The sequence below is a fragment of the Puniceibacterium sp. IMCC21224 genome (assembly GCF_001038505.1).
GTDB lineage: Bacteria > Pseudomonadota > Alphaproteobacteria > Rhodobacterales > Rhodobacteraceae > Puniceibacterium.
The window spans coordinates 18,693-35,210 of sequence record NZ_LDPY01000004.1 but is presented as its reverse complement, the minus strand read 5'-3'; the positions used below and the strand labels follow the sequence as shown (position 1 = coordinate 35,210).

Here is a 16,518-nt window from a genome sequence, read left to right as displayed (position 1 = left end):
CTTCCCGTAGATGGAAGGTCAAGTCCAATCGCCTCGCTGTCGCGCCCGAACAGTTCAGAGGAGGTACAGTGCTGATTGTGATGGCCTTAAGCACAGAACATCCCAAGAAACTTCTTGAACCTCTAGCAACTGAAGCTCCTATCTTTGGCTCAACGCTTATTCTCAGAGGTTTCCCATGTCCCACCACGGTCCAGACACGCATCCGCACGGTCATCAGGATGATCGCAAAGACACAAAGGCTTGCTGCGGCCAGACGGCCGAAGACACCGCGCAGGTGGCAGCACCTCCACCATCCTCCGGACGCAGTTTTCGCGTTAACGGGCTGGATTGTGCGGAAGAGGTCGCGATCCTGAACAAGGTCGTCGGGCCGGAAGTCGGCGGCAGCGAGCATCTGGCCTTCGATGTGATCAACGGGCGCATGACCATCCTCAAAAGCGCCAAACCGCTCAGCGACGATAAGATCATCAAGATCGTCGGGTCGACTGGGATGAGCGCGAAGATGTGGGATGCTGAAAGCGCCGAAGCGGACCAGGCGGCCCATTTCGCACGTCAACGCCTCTTCACCGGGCTCAGCGGCGGCTTCTGGGCCGCGGGGTTCCTTTACCACATCGTCGAGACGGGGGCGGGCGGCGCGCTGCGGCTCTTCTCCGGTCATGGCGAGACGTCTATGCCTCTGGTCGAGATGGGGCTGTTCATGCTGGCGGTGGTGTTCGGAGCCTGGCTGGTCGCCCCCAAAGCATGGTCCGCCGCGCGTAGATTTTCGCCTGACATGAATTTGCTGATGATCGTCGCCGTGGCCGGGGCGATCGGTCTGGGCGAGTTTTTCGAGGCGGCAACGGTCGCATTCTTCTTTGCTCTGTCCCTCGCTCTCGAATCCTGGAGCGTGGGGCGTGCGCGCAACGCGGTCTCGGCCCTGTTGGACCTAGCACCACCCACGGCGCGCGTCATTCGTGACGACGGATCGGAGACCGATGTTCCTGCGGCTCAGGTTGCGATCGGTGACCGCTTCGTGGTGCGCGGCGGAGACCGTATCCCGCTCGACGGAGAGGTGACCGAGGGTCGCGGCGATGTTGATCAGGCTCCGATTACCGGGGAAAGTGCTCTTGTGGCAAAGGAAACTGGCGATGAAGTGTATGCCGGAACGATCAACGGCGACGGCACACTGACGGTCAGGGCCACCAAGGCCGCAGGCGATACCGTGCTCTCGAAAATCATCCGTATGGTAGGCGACGCTCATTCGCGCCGCGCCGAGGTTGAACAGTGGGTCACAAAGTTCGCCCGCATCTACACGCCTATTGTCATGGTGCTGGCGGTTCTAATCGCCGTCGTTCCACCGCTGCTGTTCGCGGGGGCATGGAATTATTGGTTCTACAATGCACTGGTTCTCCTGGTAATCGCTTGCCCCTGTGCGCTCGTGATTTCTACGCCGGTCTCCATCGTCGCTTCGCTCGCGGCCTCGGCACGCAATGGCGTGCTGATCAAGGGCGGTGCCTATGTGGAGGCGCCGTCACGCCTGACAGCTCTGGCAATGGACAAGACCGGGACGATCACCATGGGAGAACCGGAGGTCGCGGGTCTGCATCCCTTGGGCGGCACGGCCGAGCGCGACCTTCTGAGCGCCGCTGTCGCGCTGGAAGCCCGCTCTTCGCATCCTCTCGCGCGGGCCATCCTGGTGCGCGGCGAACGCGATGGGCTGAAGCAGTCGGCGGCTACCGACACCCAAACGGTGCCGGGCCGCGGTGTCGAGGGAACCTGGGAGGGTCAGCCCGTCTGGCTCGGTTCGGATCGATTTGCGACCGAGAAGGGGCTTGGCGAAGCGATCCCCCGCGACCTGCTGGAACGGATCGAAGGGGCTGGCAGCACACTCGTGGCCGTAGGCTCCGGAAGCCGCCTGCTGGGCCTGATCGAACTGCGCGACCGTATCCGCCCGGATGCGAAGGGGGTCGTGGCGCGTCTGCATGCCCAAGGCGTGCAAAAGATCATCATGCTGACCGGCGACAATGAACGCACGGCGCGCGCCGTGGCGGCGGAAGTCGGCATCGATGAGGTTCGCGCAGAACTGCTGCCAGAAGACAAGGTGGCGGCAATCGAAGAACTGGTTGCCAGTTACGATGTCGTGGCAATGATCGGAGATGGTGTGAATGACGCACCTGCCATGGCGCGGGCGCATTTCGCCATCGCCATGGGTGCGGTCGGATCGGATGCCGCCATTGAGACCGCCGATATCGCCCTGATGACGGACGACATCGCCAAGGTGCCATGGCTGATAGGCCATTCCCGCCGCACCATGAACGTCATCCATCAGAACATCGCTATTGCGCTTGCGACGAAGGCGCTGTTCGTCGGGCTGACAGCGTTCGGCATGGCAACAATGTGGGGTGCCATCGCTGCGGATGTCGGCGTTTCGCTGCTGGTTGTCGCCAACGCGCTCAGGCTGCTCCGGGCCAAGAAGGACCGGCCAGACGGGTCCGGGGGAGAGAAAGTGGGAGAGAAGATGGCGCAGGGAGCCCTGGCGCACGGCCATTGATTGATCAAGCATACCGATACCGATATGAGTGGACAGGTAAAAAGATCGAGCGGACGACATGATGAAAACGACACGACGAACGGCACTCTTGGGCGGACTTGCACTTGGCCTTGCAGGGTGCGCCAGCAAATTCCGAACCTACGATGGGCCCGAGGTCACCCGGTTGCAGATGTTCAAAGGTGACCGGAACCTGTTCCTGTTCAACAATACCTCGGTCCTGAAAGCCTACAGGATAGACCTCGGTTTCGCGCCCGAGGGGCCCAAGCAGTTCGAGGGTGACGGGAAAACGCCCGAAGGGGCTTATACCGTCGACCGACGCAATCCCGACAGTCTGTTCCATCTCTCCATCGGAATCTCTTATCCGAACGAGGCCGATATCGCCTTCGCCGCTGCACAGGGCCGTGAGCCAGGCGGCGACATTTTCATCCATGGCGGGCCACGACCCGGGATCGACGCGATCAAGCCAGACTGGACGGCGGGTTGCATCGCGGTGTCGGACCGCGAAATTGAGGATATCTACGCGATGGTGCGGGACGGGACGCCGATCGACATATTCGCCTAGCGCCTATCCGGCCTTGGACGGCGGTTCATAGAACCCGTGCAAGAACGATCGAGGCGAACAACGCCAGGAGTCCGAATGCGATCGCGGAACTTGCCGCGTACTGGGCGATGTCCAGCCTGTTGCCGCCACGCTTCTTGGCGAGATATCCGCCCCATGCGGCGCCGACCAATGCTCCGAAGATCACGATCATGGTGCCTTTTCCTTTCCAATAGTCACCCCAATGGCACCCGCGATGCACGCTGCCAAAACGAGCAGGAACATCATCTGCCCGTATTTCGCGAATGGCGTGGCCGGGAGCGCAACTGGCAAGCGGGCGTCCAGCACGCCGGTCTCATCGAGCCCGAGGCGGGCGACGATCCGGCCGTACCCATCGATAACTGCTGAAATGCCCGTGTTGGCCGCGCGAACCAAAGGCAGCCCCTCTTCGACCGCGCGCATCCTGGCAGAGGCCAGATGTTGCCGGGGACCGAGAGACGCACCGAACCAAGCGTCATTGGTGGCGTTGAATATCCAGTCCGGACGCGAAGCGGCGTCTACGACACGTCCCGGAAAAATGGCCTCGTAGCAGATCGAAAGGCCGACCGGAGATAAACCGGGTAGCTCAACGGTCTGGGGGCCGGTACCGGGCGTGAAGTCCCCAAGCCCTGCGGTCAATCGCTGGATCGGAAGAAAACTCCGCAGGGGAACGTATTCCCCGAACGGCACGAGGTGATGCTTGGCGTATCGCGTGACGATCTGTCCGGTCTGATCGACTGCGAGGATCGAATTTCTGTAGCGTGTGCCAGTGCCGTCCGACTCGCGCGTCTGTGCACCGGTCAGAAGAACGCGGCCCTCAGGCAGACGTTCGGCAATTCGACCCAACATTTCAGGATCCTCGTCGAGATAGCCGGGAAATGCGCTTTCGGGCCAAAGAAGGACGTCGAACCTGCCAGACTGCGCGGACAGATCCAGATAGCGGGATATGTTCCGTTCGCGGAACGCGGGGTCCCATTTCTCCGTCTGAGGAATGTTTCCCTGAACGATCCTGACGGTTGTGTCTGTTGGCGGTGTGGTGGCCATAAGGCGAACCGTGCCCAGGGTTCCGGCACCCGCCACCACCGACATGAAAACAAATGTGGCGAACGCATTTTGCCAACGATTCCGCATGAGGAGCGTTACGGGCAGGACCGACAGCAGAACTGTGAGGAGGCCCAGTCCGTAGCTGCCAACCCATGCGGCCATTTGGCGTGGAATATCGTAGTCGGCCCACGTGTAGGCGATCAGGTTCCAGGGGAAGCCTGTCAGCATGGTGCCGCGCAGCCATTCCGAAACCGACCAGCAGACCGCGAAGATCAATGCGCCGGAGACACCTTTCGTCCTGCTCCATGCGAACGCTGCCATTGCCGCCGCCGGGAACAGCGCAAGGCCGGCGGCCAGTCCAGCCACCGCAGGAACGGCCATCCAGGCGAACCGCTCCGCGTCGACGAAAAAGCTCTCCGCGATCCAGGACAATCCGAACAGGAAGAAGCCAACGCCGAACGCCCATCCGGCAAGTCCGGCCCGCATGCGGCTCTCTCCGACCGTGAGCAGATACAGCGCGCCAAACGCGACGGGCAAAAGCACCGGCATCGAGAATGGTGGCAGAGCGAGAACCGCCAAAGCGCCGAGGCCGAATGCACAGAATGTGAGGATGATACCTGACATTCCGGAAATGCGGAGAACAGTGATGCCGATTGAAATCACCGAGATCTATCTTGAGGTTTCGGACGCAGCGACCTTTTCGCGCCCCGAGAAGATCAGCAAAATCCCGACGCCGCAGACCACGAAGACATCCGCGAGGTTGAACGCTGGCCAATGCGCCGTTCCGAGATAGAAATCCAGAAAATCGGTCACCCCTTCAAAGCGAAGACGATCGACGATATTCCCAAGAGCGCCGCCGATCACCATGCCGTAGGCAACCGCCTCGGCTGCCCGCGTTGCCCGGATTAGCGAGACGGCAAGAAACAGGACGATGGTGGTGGCGACCAATGCAAGGAGCCACCACGGCACATTCTGAAAGAACCCGAAGGTCACGCCGTAGTTGCGGTGGAAGATCAGGTTGAAGCCGGGGAACACAGCGACGCCGGGGGCGAGCGTTTCCGCATTCGCGAGCACGAACGCCTTCGATGCCTGATCGGCGGCGAGCGCCGGGACAGCTGTGCAAATGCCAATGGAGCGAATTGCCATGAATCACCCCAACCAGACATCTAGGAACAGCATGACGACGAGGCCGATCGCGAGCCCGGTCGTCGCCTGCTTCTGGTGGCCGCTGCGATGGGTTTCCGGGATGATCTCGTGGCTGATGACATAGAGCATCGCGCCCGCCGCAAAAGCCAGACCCCAGGGCAAGAGAGGCTGCGCCACGACGATCACCGCGGCACCAAGAAAGCCCGTGACGGGTTCGACCAAACCAGTCAGTGCTGCGATGCCGAACGCACGGCCCGCCGAGTATCGCTCGCCCAGTAGGGCGACTGCAACAGCCAGCCCTTCAGGCGCATTCTGCAATCCGATCCCGAGAGCGACGGGAAATCCGCCTGTAAAACCATCAGCTCCGAACGCAACGCCGACGGCCAAACCCTCCGGCGCATTGTGGATCGTGATGGCAATGATGAAGAGCCACACACGTCGTAGCGAGACGGCCTCCGGGCCCTCACGACCGCTGCTGAAATGCTCGTGCGGTATCATTTCGTTCATCAGGGCGACCGCACCCATGCCCATCAGGATTGCGATGCAGACGATCAGTGCAGGTATCGCACCGTCTCCGTATCGCCCCTCTGCCGCGTCGAGGGCGGGGATGATGAGCGAGAAGAACGATGCGGCAAGCATGACCCCAGCAGCAAAACCGAGCGAGATATCGCGCCATTTGCGCGAGGGGGTCTTGCCCAAAAGGACGGGCGTCGCTCCGACGGCGGTCATCAGACCGGCGGCGAGACTGCCCAGAAAGCCGAGTGCGACAGGCGAAAGTGTTGCGACCTGCTCCACTTCAGCTCGCCGGATAGGACGAGAAGACTTCGGTAGTGCCGTCCGGTTTCACCAGAAAGACGTCGTAGGCTTCGGCATCGTCGCCGAAATCCATGCCGGGCGAGCCGATGGGCATGCCGGGCACGGCAAGACCGATGGCGTCGGGACGTTCCTCAAGCAGCCGGGCGATGTCGGCTGGCGGAACGTGGCCCTCGATGGTGTAGCCTTCGACAGTCGCCGTGTGGCACGAGAACATGTCGACAGGGATACCCCTATCCATCTTCAGACGGATCAGCGCGCCGCCCATATTCTCACCTTCAGGAGCGAACCCGGCCTCGGACAGCTTTTCCATCCAGGCAAGGCAACAACCGCAGCCGCGCGTCTTTCCGACGTGGATAGCGGTCTGCGCGGTCACTGCCGTCGCGGCAGCAATCATGAGGGTCGCAGCGGCCAAGGTTTGAAACCTGTTTTTCATCGGAATTCCTTTCAAATCAGTCATGTGTCTTCGCGAAGAAAGGTCGCGAACCGTGTGCGCGTCTCTTCAAGGATTTCAGTGGCATCCGCAGTGTCGAAATTTTCCGCAGAGGCGAGCAATTCCTCCCCGAGCGGATCGATAGGTCGGCCGTCCACGCGCACTTCGTAGTGAAGGTTCGGAGCTGTCGCCGTGCCTGTCTCACCGACCTGGCCAATCGTTTCGCCCGCGACCACGCGGTTTCCGACGGCCAGACCCTCCGGCACAGCGCTGAGGTGCGCATAGCGGGTCATTGTGTCTGACCCGTGCGCGATCTCGACCACCCGGCCATATCCGCTCCGCCATCCGATGAAGGAGACCCGTCCGGGTGCGGTCGCTGCAATCGGTGTCCCCGCAGCGGCGGCATAATCGACACCTGTGTGCATCCGCATACTGCCATAGATCGGATGCTTGCGCTGCCCGAAGACCGACGACAGTCGTGCGCCTTCCACCGGCGGCGCGACCGTCCGCAGGATTTCACCATTCAAATAGACCGTTGCCCGCCCGCTGTCTTCGGCTGACCAGAGGATTTCGAAGCGGTCGTCGGCCAGATCGAGGGCCGCATAGGAGATTGACGGTTGACCGACCTCTGAACCATCGCGAAGGACGGTCTGACCCCAAAGGATATTCAGGGTCTCTCCGCCTTGAAGATCCCTGCGAAAGTCGACCGTTTCCCCGAGGATTTGTGCGAGATCGACGGCAAAACGGGCCGGGACGCCTGCTCGATCCAGCGAAGCGTAGATCGACCCGTTCACCAGCAACTGGCTCGCACGCTCGACTGTCAACGCGCTCGGCGTTACCGTCCGACTCGCAATGGTGTCGTCCAGGGTGACTTCGATCCGCACGCCGTCATCGACAGCCAACGTCACAACGGATGGCGTGCCGTCCGGGCGAAAGTCGACGCTGAGACGATGGCCCGGTCGAAGGCGGCGCAGGTCGTATTCAACCGTCAGTGCCAGTGCGACTTCGGTCCGTGTTTGCGCATCCATGTCCGCGAGAGAGAGAAGCACGTCCAATGTGTCACCCGCCTCGACCGTCGCCTCCCAAGGCGGCGTGGCGAGGGCCTGAACAAGCGCCATCAGATTATCTGGCTCGGCCCGTTCGAGTGCGGGAAACTCAGGCGGCTGAAAAGCGGCCGGAAGCATATTCGGCATCGTCTCGCCAGATGCGTTGACGCCTGGTCCATCGAGAGGTTCGGGTGGACTGTCCAAGGCTTCCGGAGCCTCGGAAAAGATGTACTCGGGCGGCGCCTCCAGGATCAAAGCCCGGCTCGCTATCGTGCTGACCGCTGCCGCGGCCATTGTCGTTCCCAGAACGATATGTCTCAGTTTCAAGATTCTGCCCCCTCGGTTCTGTTCTGCATCGCGCGCCTTATCTTCGGCACGGCGAATTCGCGTGGTTCGTGATAGTCGATGGTGGTGACGAAGCGGCCTGTCGCACCGAACAGGAAAACACCCGCCGTGTGGTTCATCGTATATTCGCCGTTTTCGCCCTCAACCTTCTCATAGGTGGCACGGAAACCTTCGGCGAAGGCCGCGATCTGGTCTGGCGAGCCCGTCCATCCTTGAATCTGCGGATGGAAATACGAGACATACTCGGCCATGGTCTCGACCGTGTCGCGGTCCGGATCTACGGTGATGAAAACGGTATTCAGGTCTTCGGCGTCCGGCCCAAGCTCGTCGAGCCATCCGGATATGTCCGAGAGGGTCGTCGGGCAAACGTCGGGGCAGTAGGTGAATCCGAAGAAGACCAGACTCGGCTCGCCGATGAGGGTTTCCGGGCCGACATCCCGACCATCCTGATTGGTCAGTCTGAAATCCATCGTCGTTAGCGGCACGGGCCGCTTGCCCGGAACGGGATCAGCGCCAGGTCCATCGACCTGCCACCAGCCGACGAATAGGGCGGCAAAGACTGCCGCCACGCCGATCGCTGCGATTTTGGCTACACTCATCATCAGCCGGATCAGCCTTCGGGGCCGCGTGCGCCGATGCCAAGGACCGGGACGGTGATTTCAAGCTCTGTTCCATCGGAAAAAAGCAGGGTCAGCGGAAAGGTCTCCCCCTCGACGAGCGGAGATTGCAGTTGCATCAGCATGGCGTGATATCCGCCGGGTTCAAGGGCGAACATACCCCCGGGCGGGATCACGATATCGTCCGCCGGAGCCATGCTGCTGACGCCGTCAGAATTGGTTCTGGTTTCGTGGATCGAAGCCATGCCGGAGATCTCCGCGCGAAGACCGATAAGGGAGATCTGATCGCTGCCCTCGTTCCGAACGGTCAGATAGGCCCCGCCGGGCCGCGACATTCCAAGGCTCGCGCGCGCCCAGGGGCTCTCGACCACAATCGATGCGTTCTCTGACAACTGCTGCGCTGAGGATGCCATTGGCAAGCCCATCAGAAGAGCGACAGACAGGCTCTGGATTGCCTTTGCGAAGGTTTTGAACACGTTGGGTCTCCTGTTCGTTCTAGTTTGTTGCCGCAGCCTCGACTTCGGCTTGGACGAGCGACAAGAGCTGCTCCGCACCGAACTCTGGCAAAGGCTTACCGTTGACGAAGAACGTCGGTGTGCCTTGGATTCCGACAGCTTCGACGTCTGCCCGGTCTTGATTGAGGACGCCGACGATGCTGGGTGACATGATCTGATTTGCGGCGGCGTCTGTGTCCAAGCCCGCCGCTCCGGCGATCTCCATGATGCGCTCAGCTGCCGGAGCGCCGTGAGAGGCCCAGGCGGGCTGATTTTCAAGCAGCGCTTCCAGCACGGGAACAAAAACGTCCTGCAACCGAGCCGCTTCCAGCACCTTGATTGCCAGCTCGGACCCATCGCCGTGGAACGGCGTGTAGCGCATGACGACGCGCACATCGTCGGGGTATTGCGCCAGTATCTGCTTCACGATGGGATGGAAGGCGCGGCAGGCCTCGCAGGCTGGGTCGAAGAACTCCACGATGGTCACTGGCGCATCCTCGCGCCCGAGTATGGGAGAATAGGACCGAACAAGACGATCCTGTTGTTCCAGCGGAGCGGCTGTCGCCACCGGGGTCGGATCGGGGCGCGATACGAACCAGGCACCAGCCACGAAAACGGCCAGTACCAGAGTGAGTATCGCGAGCAGAAGAGTCTGTCGGTTCATATTGATATCCGTCGAAGTTGAATGAGAAGGGCAAGGATCGCCCCGAAGGTCAGCAGGGAGAGCAGAGGGATTGGCAGGCCAAGGATCAGCATCGCGTCATCGGTGCAGGATGGCCCGGACGCCGTGCAGGGGACGATCGGCGCCGGCACGATCCCTGCGTAAAGCAGGGAATGGTAAAGGGCGACGGCACCACCCAGAACCGCGAGCGGCGCGGCATAGCGCCAGATCGAGAGGTCGGCGCGCCAAGCCGCCACCCCGAGGATGACCGCGAGCGGGAACATGAAGGCACGCTGGAACCAGCACAGATTGCAGGGGGTCTGCCCCAGAACCTCTCCGATGAAGAGCACGGCAAGCGACGCGGACAAGGCGACGAACCATGCCGCGAAGAGGAAAGCTACCGGGCTCGCGGCGCGTGGCGTTGCGTCTGGGCCAGCTGTCACGCGCCGATCCTTTCGCGAAGATCAGTAACGATCAGTCTGGGTTCCTCGTCGTATTCGTAGATGCGGACAAATTCGCCTTCCGGATCGAAGAGAAGGAAGGACGACGTATGCCCCATCGTATAGCCGTCGGGCGCCGAGGCTTCCTCGATCTTCTGGTAGTAGATCTTGAAGGTCTCGGCAGTGCGTTCGATTTGGTCCGGCGGTCCGCTCAACCCAAGGATTCCCTGACCAAACTGGGGAACGTAGTTGGCCAGAGCGCTTGGCGTATCCCTTTCAGGGTCGACCGTGATGAACAGGGGCTGGACGGCGGAACCTTGGGTGCCGAGCTCGTCCATGACCTGCGCGATGGTTGCGAGCCCCATGGGACACACGTCGGGGCAGTTCGCAAATCCGAAAAAGACGAGCATCCAGCGCCCTCGGAAATCCTCGTCGGTCTGCACCATACCGGTATGGTCCGTCAGCTCAAAATCCGCAGTGAAACTCTCGGCCTCAGGATCAACACGCGCGGCGACCGGTCCCTGATTGCGTTCAGTCATCCAAAGCGTGGCTGACACCGCCGCAGCGATAACCACTGCCGACCAGAGAACTATCCGGACCTTCTTCATTGCTTGCGCTACCCACCTGTTCAATTTGTCTGTGCGCGGGATACAAGCTACAGCAGATAGAGGTTCAAGCGAAAAGTTACTTTTTGTTGTCCGAAGTCACACCAAAGTGAAACCTTTGTCTTTTCAATGGAGTTGGCTCTTCAGTAAGCTACAGTCTTTGTAGATTGAAGGATCGCACATGCTGGCAATTGGAACACTCTCGCGGAGAACCGGAACCAAGGTTCAGACGATCCGCTACTACGAAGAAATCGGTTTGATGAACGAGGCCGGAAGGACCGCAGGCGGCCAGCGCCGGTACTTTGAAAAGGACCTCGACCGGCTGGCTTTCATCCGGCACTCACGCCAGCTCGGATTTTCGCTCGACTCCATCCGGGAGCTGCTGGACCTCTCGGACAACCCGTCCCAATCCTGCGCGGAGGCGGATTCGATCGCGCGTCGGCAACTCCACCAAGTCGAACAGCGGATCAAGCGTCTGCAAGCGCTTAAGAAGGAATTAAAACGCATGGTCGCCGAGTGCGACGGTGACAGCGTTGCGGAGTGCAAGGTTCTGGAGGTCCTTCGAGACCATGCGGAATGTCTCACCGAGCACGACGAGATTGGGGCTTGAACGCCGCAATTGCCTATCCGCTGGCTGCTGTCGCGGAGATCAGCGGGTGTTTCGCCATCTGGGCGTGGTGGCGTCTTGGGGCATCACCGCTCTGGCTCGCACCCGGCATAATCGCGCTCGCGCTTTTCGGCTGGTTGCTGGCGCAGGTCGAAACCAGCGCAGCGGGCCGCGCTTTCGCAGCCTATGGCGGCATCTACATCGGGGCCTCCATGCTCTGGATGTGGTTCGCCGAGGGCGAGCGACCTGACAGATGGGACTTCATAGGGACGTCCATCTGTTTGATCGGTGCCGCGATTATTCTTTCGGTGCCCAGAGGGACGTAAATAAGCTATTTTGGATCTACAGTCGCTAGAGGTTCTATATATCTTATTGACAGCTGCATCCGAAGAGGGCGTTTCTGCCCCCTTTCTTAGAAATCGGAAGGTTTGCCAGTTCGATGGTCGAAAGCGAATTCAGCGGGAAGAATGAAAAAGAGCGCCAGACGCTCTGGATTGTTCTCGGTCTCAATCTCGCAATCGCTGCGGGGTTCTTCGCCACGGGAGCTATCGGCGATTCCAGCGCCCTGATCGCCAATGGTCTCGACAACACATCCGACAGCCTCGTCTATGGCATCAGCCTTCTGGCCTTGTCCCGGTCGTCGAAGTGGAAGCGGGGTGCCGCGAACGTATCCGGCGGATTGCTTCTGATCTTTGCGGTTGGCATTCTGATTGACGCTTGGCGGCGCTATGTCGGCGGTTCCGAACCGCTCGGAACTCTGATGATCGCAATGTCGCTGATAGCTGCGGTCGTCAACCTCGCCTGCATCTGGCTGCTCGGGCGACTGAAGGAACCGGACGTGAACATCCGGGCCGCCAACACCTTCAGCCTCAACGATTTCGCATCGAACGGCGGCATCCTGATCGCGGGCAGTCTCGTTTGGTGGTTGGGCAGCAACTGGCCCGACCTCGTTGTCGGGGTCGCGGTGGCTGGCATCGCGGCGTGGGGCGGCATAGGCATCCTGCGGGACGCGCATGACGAGCATCACAAGGCAGTTCACAATCACCAACCAGAATAGTCTCTCGCGTCGCGACAAGATAAAGGTTGAAGCTACAGTGACTGTAGAAACTATCATCTCTGTATAGTTGATTCTAGGAAACGCTCATGACCCCTGTTGACCCGCTGCTTTCGTCGACGCCACTCTTGGATTTCAGGCATCCTTCACTTGCCGCTCTGATCGCCGACCGGGGGTGGGGAACCTTGCCGTTGCATGATCGAATTGGTGCAATCTACGACTTCGTGCGAAACGAGATCGACTTTGGCTATAACCGCGCCGACGACATTCCTGCCTCTGAAGTACTCGACGACAGGTATGGACAATGCAACACGAAGGGAACGCTGCTGATGGCGCTTCTACGCGCTGTCGGCGTAAGATGCCGCTTGCACGGCTTCACAATCCACAAAGCGTTGCAACGGGGCGTCGTGCCTGAACTGATCTATCCGATCGCACCCGCAGAAATCCTCCACTCATGGATCGAGGTCGAGACCGAGGCAGGATGGGTCGATCTTGAGGGCTTCATCCTCGACACACCCTTCCTGTTGGCCCTGCAGCGGTCGTTTCCCGAGACACGGTCCCTATGCGGCTACGGTGCCGGGACCGACTGCTTGAGCGCACCGCCAGTCGGATGGACGGGGGAGAGTACATATATCCAGAAGACCGGCATCGCCCGCGATTTTGGAACATTCGATAATCCTGACATGTTTTATGAGCACCATCGTCAGGCGTTTGGCCCCCTGCGCGACTGCATCTATCGGCACCTCATTCGCCATTGGATGAATGCCCGCGTCAGGGCGATCCGCGCTGGTCGTTTGCCAAGCGTTCTAGGGCTGAGCCGGCCAAACCACGGCCATGAGGAGGCTTCTCGTGCCGCATGATCATGCCCATATGGAGCCTAAAGAAGGCGACCGGCGGGTTGCCATTGCCATCTGGGCAAACGGCCTCCTGACGGTCGCGCAGATTGTCGGCGGGATACTATCCGGCAGCCTCGCGCTGATCGCGGATGCCATCCACAACTTCTCCGACATGGCGTCGCTCGTCATCGCATTCGGCGCGCGCAAGATCGCGCGCCGCCCGGCCGATGCGAAAATGACCTTCGGATATGGCAGGGTCGAGATCGTCGCCGCGCTTATCAATTATACCTCGCTGATCATCATCGGCCTTTATCTGGTCTATGAGGGCGCGATGCGGTTTGTTGATCCGCCCGAAGTCGCGGGTTGGACCGTGGTTATCCTGGGCAGTGTGGCGCTGTTCATCGATACCCTCACCGCGTGGCTGACCTATTCGATGCAGAAAGGCAGCGTGAACATCCGGGCGCTGTTCCTCCACAACCTCAGCGATGCGCTGGCGTCTGTGGCCGTGATCGTCGGTGGCGTTCTAATCCTTCTCTACGATGTCCGCTGGGTTGATCCGGCGATCACCATCGGGATTGCCGCCTATATCCTCTGGCTCGCCTTCAGCGAGATCGGTGGCCCGATCCGCACCCTGATGTTGGGAAGCCCGCCCGATATCGACACGGACAAGGTTATCGCGGCCGTGGAGGACGTGGACGGAGTCGAGGAAGTTCATAACGCACATTTCTGGCAGATGCAGGAGCATCGTGCGGCGCTCGATACCCACGTCGTAATCGCCGAGGACCGCTGGGATGACCTCGAAAACATCAAGACGGCAATCAAGACCCGCCTCGACGAGGAATTCGGGATCGACCACTCAACGCTGGAGTTTGAACGCTCAGCAACCAAACATCGGGACGCCGACAGGTATGGTCATGGGTGACCTCAAAACCGTGGTTCTCGTGCTGGGTTGTGCGGCCAATCTGTTGCTGGTCGCGGGTATACTCTGGTCCATGTTCCAACCGGAGCGACGTGTCTGGCCGCCGATTCACTCTACAGGAGCCCACAAGATTGTCGTCTGGGGACTTACGTGCGTCGGCTTCGGATCTGCCATCGTTTTGGCTCTGCTAGAATGGGGTGAGCTCGACTTCCCATGGATCATACGTTGGGGTCTAGGGCTTTGTCTGATCGTTCTGGGCAATGCCGTTGTCTGGTCCGGTGTGATGCAACTTGGGATGGCGGCGACGAGTGGTGATGAAGGCGTTCTGCGGACCCGTGGCCTTTACCGGTTCTCCCGCAATCCTCAGTATGTGGCTGACATGGCGATCCTCATCGGGATCGGACTGCTCTCCGCCTCGATCCTCGCGTGGCCAGTGATTATCACCGGCGTTACTGCATTGGCACTCGCGCCCTTCGCTGAAGAGCGCTGGTTGATTGATCGCTACGGGGACGCTTACCGAGCCTACCTCCGCACAACCCGCAGGTTTCTCTGACAGCATAAGGACAGCTGATCTCACGGCTTTGTGAGTGGCAGCCTGTTGAAGCTCTAGTGGGTGGAGGTCCCAAAATAGTGCAAACAGATAAAATTTGAGGTTTTCATGATGAAACGAGCGAACGACATGTCAGTCACGCGCAGGGCTGCGCTCCTGGGGGCCGCCGCAAGCGGCTTGGTTCTCGGAACCGGCAGGGTTGTGGCACAGACAAACGAGGGTCTGGCGACACCGGCGGTGCGAAGCAATATTTCCGGGTTTAGGGTTGCGTCCTGGCAAGATCATTTTGACAACCTGCGGAATGGCGCGATTCTCTGCGACATTGACTCCCGCGCGGTGCAGTTCTGGTCGGAAGACGAAAACGTCTACAAGCTTTACCCCTCCAGCGTCCCTCTTACGGAGGAGTTGACGCGGCGCGGTTACACCGAAATCGTTCGCAAGGTGGATGGCCCGAGCTGGCGACCTACGCCGTCGATGAAGGAGCGCAATCCCGAATGGCCGGATTTCGTTGGCCCTGGCCCCGACAATCCCCTTGGAACACACGCCCTTTATCTGTCATGGCAGTACTACCGCGTTCACGGCACAGGTGACACGCGCAAGATCGGTCGACAATCGTCGAACGGCTGCATCGGCCTCTACAATGAACATATAGAAGAGTTGTTTGGCTTGGCAGAGGTCGGTACTCAGGTTAAGTTGTTCTAAAGGCGGAAATTTTAAATATGCGAATTCATCTTGGCTTACTTCTCCCAGCAGCGTTTTTGTTGGGAGCGTGTTCCGCTTCTATTCCTGGCGGGCCCGACACTGCACAAAACAGACCACTGCCGGAGGCAGTCGTCGCTATGGCCGCAACGGGTCAGGATCTTCAGTCCGCGCGCCTTTTGCCGGAAGACGGCTGCTACTGGTATCTGCACAACGGTCCCGTGGAAGCGACCCTGGTGCCGCTCCGAACCCCTCGCGGAAATCCGATTTGTACCGCGCCAGCGGCCTAGCGGGGTTCAGTAATCCGAAGTGCTCCCCGGCTAGGATAAACTCCCGTCACTTTCCCTGACCGATGGTGCTTTAGTACACGGCCTCAGCTTCCCGCAGTGACACTGTCCTCGGCCGAGTAGAGGAAAGCCGTCGAACCAATATCGACGTTGGGATAAAGCTCGTTTATGTGCGCCATGACCATTCTGACGCAGCCGGAACTCGCACGACCGCCAATGCTTCTCGGCTGTGGCGTACCGTGAATGCGGAGATAAGTATCCCGGTCGCCCAGAAAGAGATAGAGAGCTCGCGACCCAAGCGCATTCTTAGGTCCGGGCTCCATACCGTCGGCGATATCAGCGTAGAGTTCTGGGTCGCGGTCGATCATGTTCTGCGTCGGCTGCCAATGCGGCCATCTGACTTTGCGCTTGATCGTGTATGTACCTGGTTCGTACAGATCACCACGAGCAATGGCGACGCCATAGCGCATGGCAGTCCCGCCCTCCTCGATGTGATAAAGGTAGCGCGCAACCGCATCGACATGAATGTCGCCCGGTGTCAGCCCGTCTTTCGCGGCCACCCGGGTCGGGAGAAACCGCGGATGTAAGCCCCAGGGGTTCGAGGTTGCCGGGTCAAAGCCGGGCGGCGTCACCTGTGCGTCCCAGGCAACCTTCTGCGCTTCGGTCGGCCAGGTATTTGCCAGCACCGGGCTGGCAACCGGGGCAGAAAAGAGGGCGGCGGTGGTCATCACGAAATGTCGTCTAGTCAGCATACTATACTCTTCCAGCTTTGTCTGGCGAATGCCGTGACACGAGAAACGGCGGTTGATGTACGATAG

General features: G+C 60.2%; 21 protein-coding genes. 9 read left to right on the top strand and 12 right to left on the bottom strand.

Annotated features, from left to right (window positions below):
* Positions 1-175: 175 nt before the first annotated feature.
* Positions 176-2,527, top strand: a complete 2,352-nt coding sequence (locus tag IMCC21224_RS23180) for a cation-translocating P-type ATPase (protein ID WP_231582198.1) — start codon at positions 176-178, stop codon at positions 2,525-2,527.
* Positions 2,528-2,588: 61 nt separating this feature from the next.
* Positions 2,589-3,089, top strand: a complete 501-nt coding sequence (locus IMCC21224_RS23175; RefSeq protein WP_047998128.1) for a murein L,D-transpeptidase family protein — start codon at positions 2,589-2,591, stop codon at positions 3,087-3,089.
* 25 nt (positions 3,090-3,114) lie between these two features.
* Here IMCC21224_RS23175 and IMCC21224_RS28315 read toward each other — a convergent pair whose 3' ends face one another.
* From IMCC21224_RS28315 to IMCC21224_RS23120, 11 genes are all read right to left on the bottom strand, one after another.
* Positions 3,115-3,279 (bottom strand): hypothetical protein, encoded by a 165-nt coding sequence (locus IMCC21224_RS28315; RefSeq protein WP_047997977.1) that lies wholly within the window; start codon positions 3,277-3,279, stop codon positions 3,115-3,117.
* Complete coding sequence (gene lnt, locus IMCC21224_RS23165; protein WP_053079182.1) at positions 3,276-4,811, bottom strand: apolipoprotein N-acyltransferase; 1,536 nt, start codon at positions 4,809-4,811, stop codon at positions 3,276-3,278. Before lnt ends, IMCC21224_RS28315 begins: the two co-directional genes overlap by 4 nt.
* Before the next feature lie 6 nt (positions 4,812-4,817).
* Positions 4,818-5,294 carry a signal peptidase II gene (lspA, locus tag IMCC21224_RS23160; RefSeq protein WP_047997975.1) on the bottom strand — a complete coding sequence of 159 codons (477 nt, stop codon included), beginning with the start codon at positions 5,292-5,294 and terminating at the stop codon, positions 4,818-4,820.
* A gap of 3 nt (positions 5,295-5,297) precedes the next feature.
* A complete protein-coding gene (locus IMCC21224_RS23155) occupies positions 5,298-6,023 on the bottom strand; it encodes a ZIP family metal transporter (protein WP_043939879.1) in 726 nt (241 codons plus the stop codon).
* Between the two features lie 67 nt (positions 6,024-6,090).
* Positions 6,091-6,543, bottom strand: coding sequence for a DUF411 domain-containing protein (locus IMCC21224_RS23150; RefSeq protein ID WP_047997974.1), 453 nt, complete (start codon positions 6,541-6,543; stop codon positions 6,091-6,093).
* 20 nt (positions 6,544-6,563) lie between these two features.
* Positions 6,564-7,913, bottom strand: coding sequence for a M23 family metallopeptidase (locus tag IMCC21224_RS23145; protein WP_047997973.1), 1,350 nt, complete (start codon positions 7,911-7,913; stop codon positions 6,564-6,566).
* Positions 7,910-8,533, bottom strand: a complete 624-nt coding sequence (locus IMCC21224_RS23140) for an SCO family protein (RefSeq protein ID WP_047997972.1) — start codon at positions 8,531-8,533, stop codon at positions 7,910-7,912. The genes IMCC21224_RS23145 and IMCC21224_RS23140 overlap by 4 nt, the downstream gene beginning before the upstream one ends.
* Before the next feature lie 8 nt (positions 8,534-8,541).
* Positions 8,542-8,973: a copper chaperone PCu(A)C gene (locus IMCC21224_RS23135; RefSeq protein ID WP_043939878.1), complete on the bottom strand. Its 432-nt coding sequence runs from the start codon at positions 8,971-8,973 to the stop codon at positions 8,542-8,544.
* 70 nt (positions 8,974-9,043) lie between these two features.
* Entirely contained in the window at positions 9,044-9,706 is a 663-nt protein-coding gene (locus tag IMCC21224_RS23130; protein WP_047997971.1) for a thioredoxin domain-containing protein, read from the bottom strand.
* Positions 9,703-10,146, bottom strand: a complete 444-nt coding sequence (locus tag IMCC21224_RS23125; RefSeq protein WP_047997970.1) for a disulfide bond formation protein B — start codon at positions 10,144-10,146, stop codon at positions 9,703-9,705. The genes IMCC21224_RS23130 and IMCC21224_RS23125 overlap by 4 nt, the downstream gene beginning before the upstream one ends.
* Complete coding sequence (locus IMCC21224_RS23120) at positions 10,143-10,751, bottom strand: SCO family protein (RefSeq protein ID WP_053079181.1); 609 nt, start codon at positions 10,749-10,751, stop codon at positions 10,143-10,145. The genes IMCC21224_RS23125 and IMCC21224_RS23120 overlap by 4 nt, the downstream gene beginning before the upstream one ends.
* A 178-nt stretch (positions 10,752-10,929) precedes the next feature.
* Here IMCC21224_RS23120 and IMCC21224_RS23115 point away from each other — a divergent pair, with 178 nt between their 5' ends.
* The 7 genes from IMCC21224_RS23115 to IMCC21224_RS23085 all read left to right on the top strand — a co-directional run bounded on the left by IMCC21224_RS23115 (position 10,930) and on the right by IMCC21224_RS23085 (position 15,416).
* Positions 10,930-11,358: a helix-turn-helix domain-containing protein gene (locus IMCC21224_RS23115; protein WP_024099356.1), complete on the top strand. Its 429-nt coding sequence runs from the start codon at positions 10,930-10,932 to the stop codon at positions 11,356-11,358.
* A complete protein-coding gene (locus IMCC21224_RS23110; RefSeq protein WP_047997969.1) occupies positions 11,325-11,681 on the top strand; it encodes a YnfA family protein in 357 nt (118 codons plus the stop codon). The genes IMCC21224_RS23115 and IMCC21224_RS23110 overlap by 34 nt, the downstream gene beginning before the upstream one ends.
* A gap of 113 nt (positions 11,682-11,794) precedes the next feature.
* Positions 11,795-12,412 (top strand): cation transporter, encoded by a 618-nt coding sequence (locus IMCC21224_RS23105; RefSeq protein WP_047997968.1) that lies wholly within the window; start codon positions 11,795-11,797, stop codon positions 12,410-12,412.
* 86 nt (positions 12,413-12,498) lie between these two features.
* A complete protein-coding gene (locus IMCC21224_RS23100; RefSeq protein ID WP_047997967.1) occupies positions 12,499-13,269 on the top strand; it encodes a transglutaminase family protein in 771 nt (256 codons plus the stop codon).
* Positions 13,259-14,167 carry a cation diffusion facilitator family transporter gene (locus IMCC21224_RS23095; RefSeq protein WP_047997966.1) on the top strand — a complete coding sequence of 303 codons (909 nt, stop codon included), beginning with the start codon at positions 13,259-13,261 and terminating at the stop codon, positions 14,165-14,167. Before IMCC21224_RS23100 ends, IMCC21224_RS23095 begins: the two co-directional genes overlap by 11 nt.
* Complete coding sequence (locus IMCC21224_RS23090; protein WP_047997965.1) at positions 14,160-14,717, top strand: isoprenylcysteine carboxylmethyltransferase family protein; 558 nt, start codon at positions 14,160-14,162, stop codon at positions 14,715-14,717. The genes IMCC21224_RS23095 and IMCC21224_RS23090 overlap by 8 nt, the downstream gene beginning before the upstream one ends.
* A 108-nt stretch (positions 14,718-14,825) precedes the next feature.
* Complete coding sequence (locus IMCC21224_RS23085; RefSeq protein WP_047998126.1) at positions 14,826-15,416, top strand: L,D-transpeptidase; 591 nt, start codon at positions 14,826-14,828, stop codon at positions 15,414-15,416.
* Between the two features lie 370 nt (positions 15,417-15,786).
* Here the strand turns inward: IMCC21224_RS23085 and IMCC21224_RS23080 are convergent, their stop codons facing one another.
* Positions 15,787-16,452, bottom strand: a complete 666-nt coding sequence (locus IMCC21224_RS23080; protein ID WP_047997964.1) for a L,D-transpeptidase — start codon at positions 16,450-16,452, stop codon at positions 15,787-15,789.
* Positions 16,453-16,518 lie beyond the last annotated feature (66 nt).

Coding starts and splice junctions, on each gene's coding strand:
- IMCC21224_RS23180 (WP_231582198.1), top strand. CDS start 176: ATGTCCCACCACGGTCCAGACACGCATCCGCACGGTCATCAGGATGAT.
- IMCC21224_RS23175 (WP_047998128.1), top strand. CDS start 2,589: ATGAAAACGACACGACGAACGGCACTCTTGGGCGGACTTGCACTTGGC.
- IMCC21224_RS28315 (WP_047997977.1), bottom strand. CDS start 3,279: ATGATCGTGATCTTCGGAGCATTGGTCGGCGCCGCATGGGGCGGATAT.
- lspA (WP_047997975.1), bottom strand. CDS start 5,294: ATGGCAATTCGCTCCATTGGCATTTGCACAGCTGTCCCGGCGCTCGCC.
- IMCC21224_RS23155 (WP_043939879.1), bottom strand. CDS start 6,023: ATGACCGCCGTCGGAGCGACGCCCGTCCTTTTGGGCAAGACCCCCTCG.
- IMCC21224_RS23150 (WP_047997974.1), bottom strand. CDS start 6,543: ATGAAAAACAGGTTTCAAACCTTGGCCGCTGCGACCCTCATGATTGCT.
- IMCC21224_RS23140 (WP_047997972.1), bottom strand. CDS start 8,533: ATGATGAGTGTAGCCAAAATCGCAGCGATCGGCGTGGCGGCAGTCTTT.
- IMCC21224_RS23135 (WP_043939878.1), bottom strand. CDS start 8,973: ATGGGCTTGCCAATGGCATCCTCAGCGCAGCAGTTGTCAGAGAACGCA.
- IMCC21224_RS23130 (WP_047997971.1), bottom strand. CDS start 9,706: ATGAACCGACAGACTCTTCTGCTCGCGATACTCACTCTGGTACTGGCC.
- IMCC21224_RS23120 (WP_053079181.1), bottom strand. CDS start 10,751: ATGAAGAAGGTCCGGATAGTTCTCTGGTCGGCAGTGGTTATCGCTGCG.
- IMCC21224_RS23115 (WP_024099356.1), top strand. CDS start 10,930: ATGCTGGCAATTGGAACACTCTCGCGGAGAACCGGAACCAAGGTTCAG.
- IMCC21224_RS23110 (WP_047997969.1), top strand. CDS start 11,325: ATGTCTCACCGAGCACGACGAGATTGGGGCTTGAACGCCGCAATTGCC.
- IMCC21224_RS23105 (WP_047997968.1), top strand. CDS start 11,795: ATGGTCGAAAGCGAATTCAGCGGGAAGAATGAAAAAGAGCGCCAGACG.
- IMCC21224_RS23100 (WP_047997967.1), top strand. CDS start 12,499: ATGACCCCTGTTGACCCGCTGCTTTCGTCGACGCCACTCTTGGATTTC.
- IMCC21224_RS23090 (WP_047997965.1), top strand. CDS start 14,160: ATGGGTGACCTCAAAACCGTGGTTCTCGTGCTGGGTTGTGCGGCCAAT.
- IMCC21224_RS23085 (WP_047998126.1), top strand. CDS start 14,826: ATGAAACGAGCGAACGACATGTCAGTCACGCGCAGGGCTGCGCTCCTG.
- IMCC21224_RS23080 (WP_047997964.1), bottom strand. CDS start 16,452: ATGCTGACTAGACGACATTTCGTGATGACCACCGCCGCCCTCTTTTCT.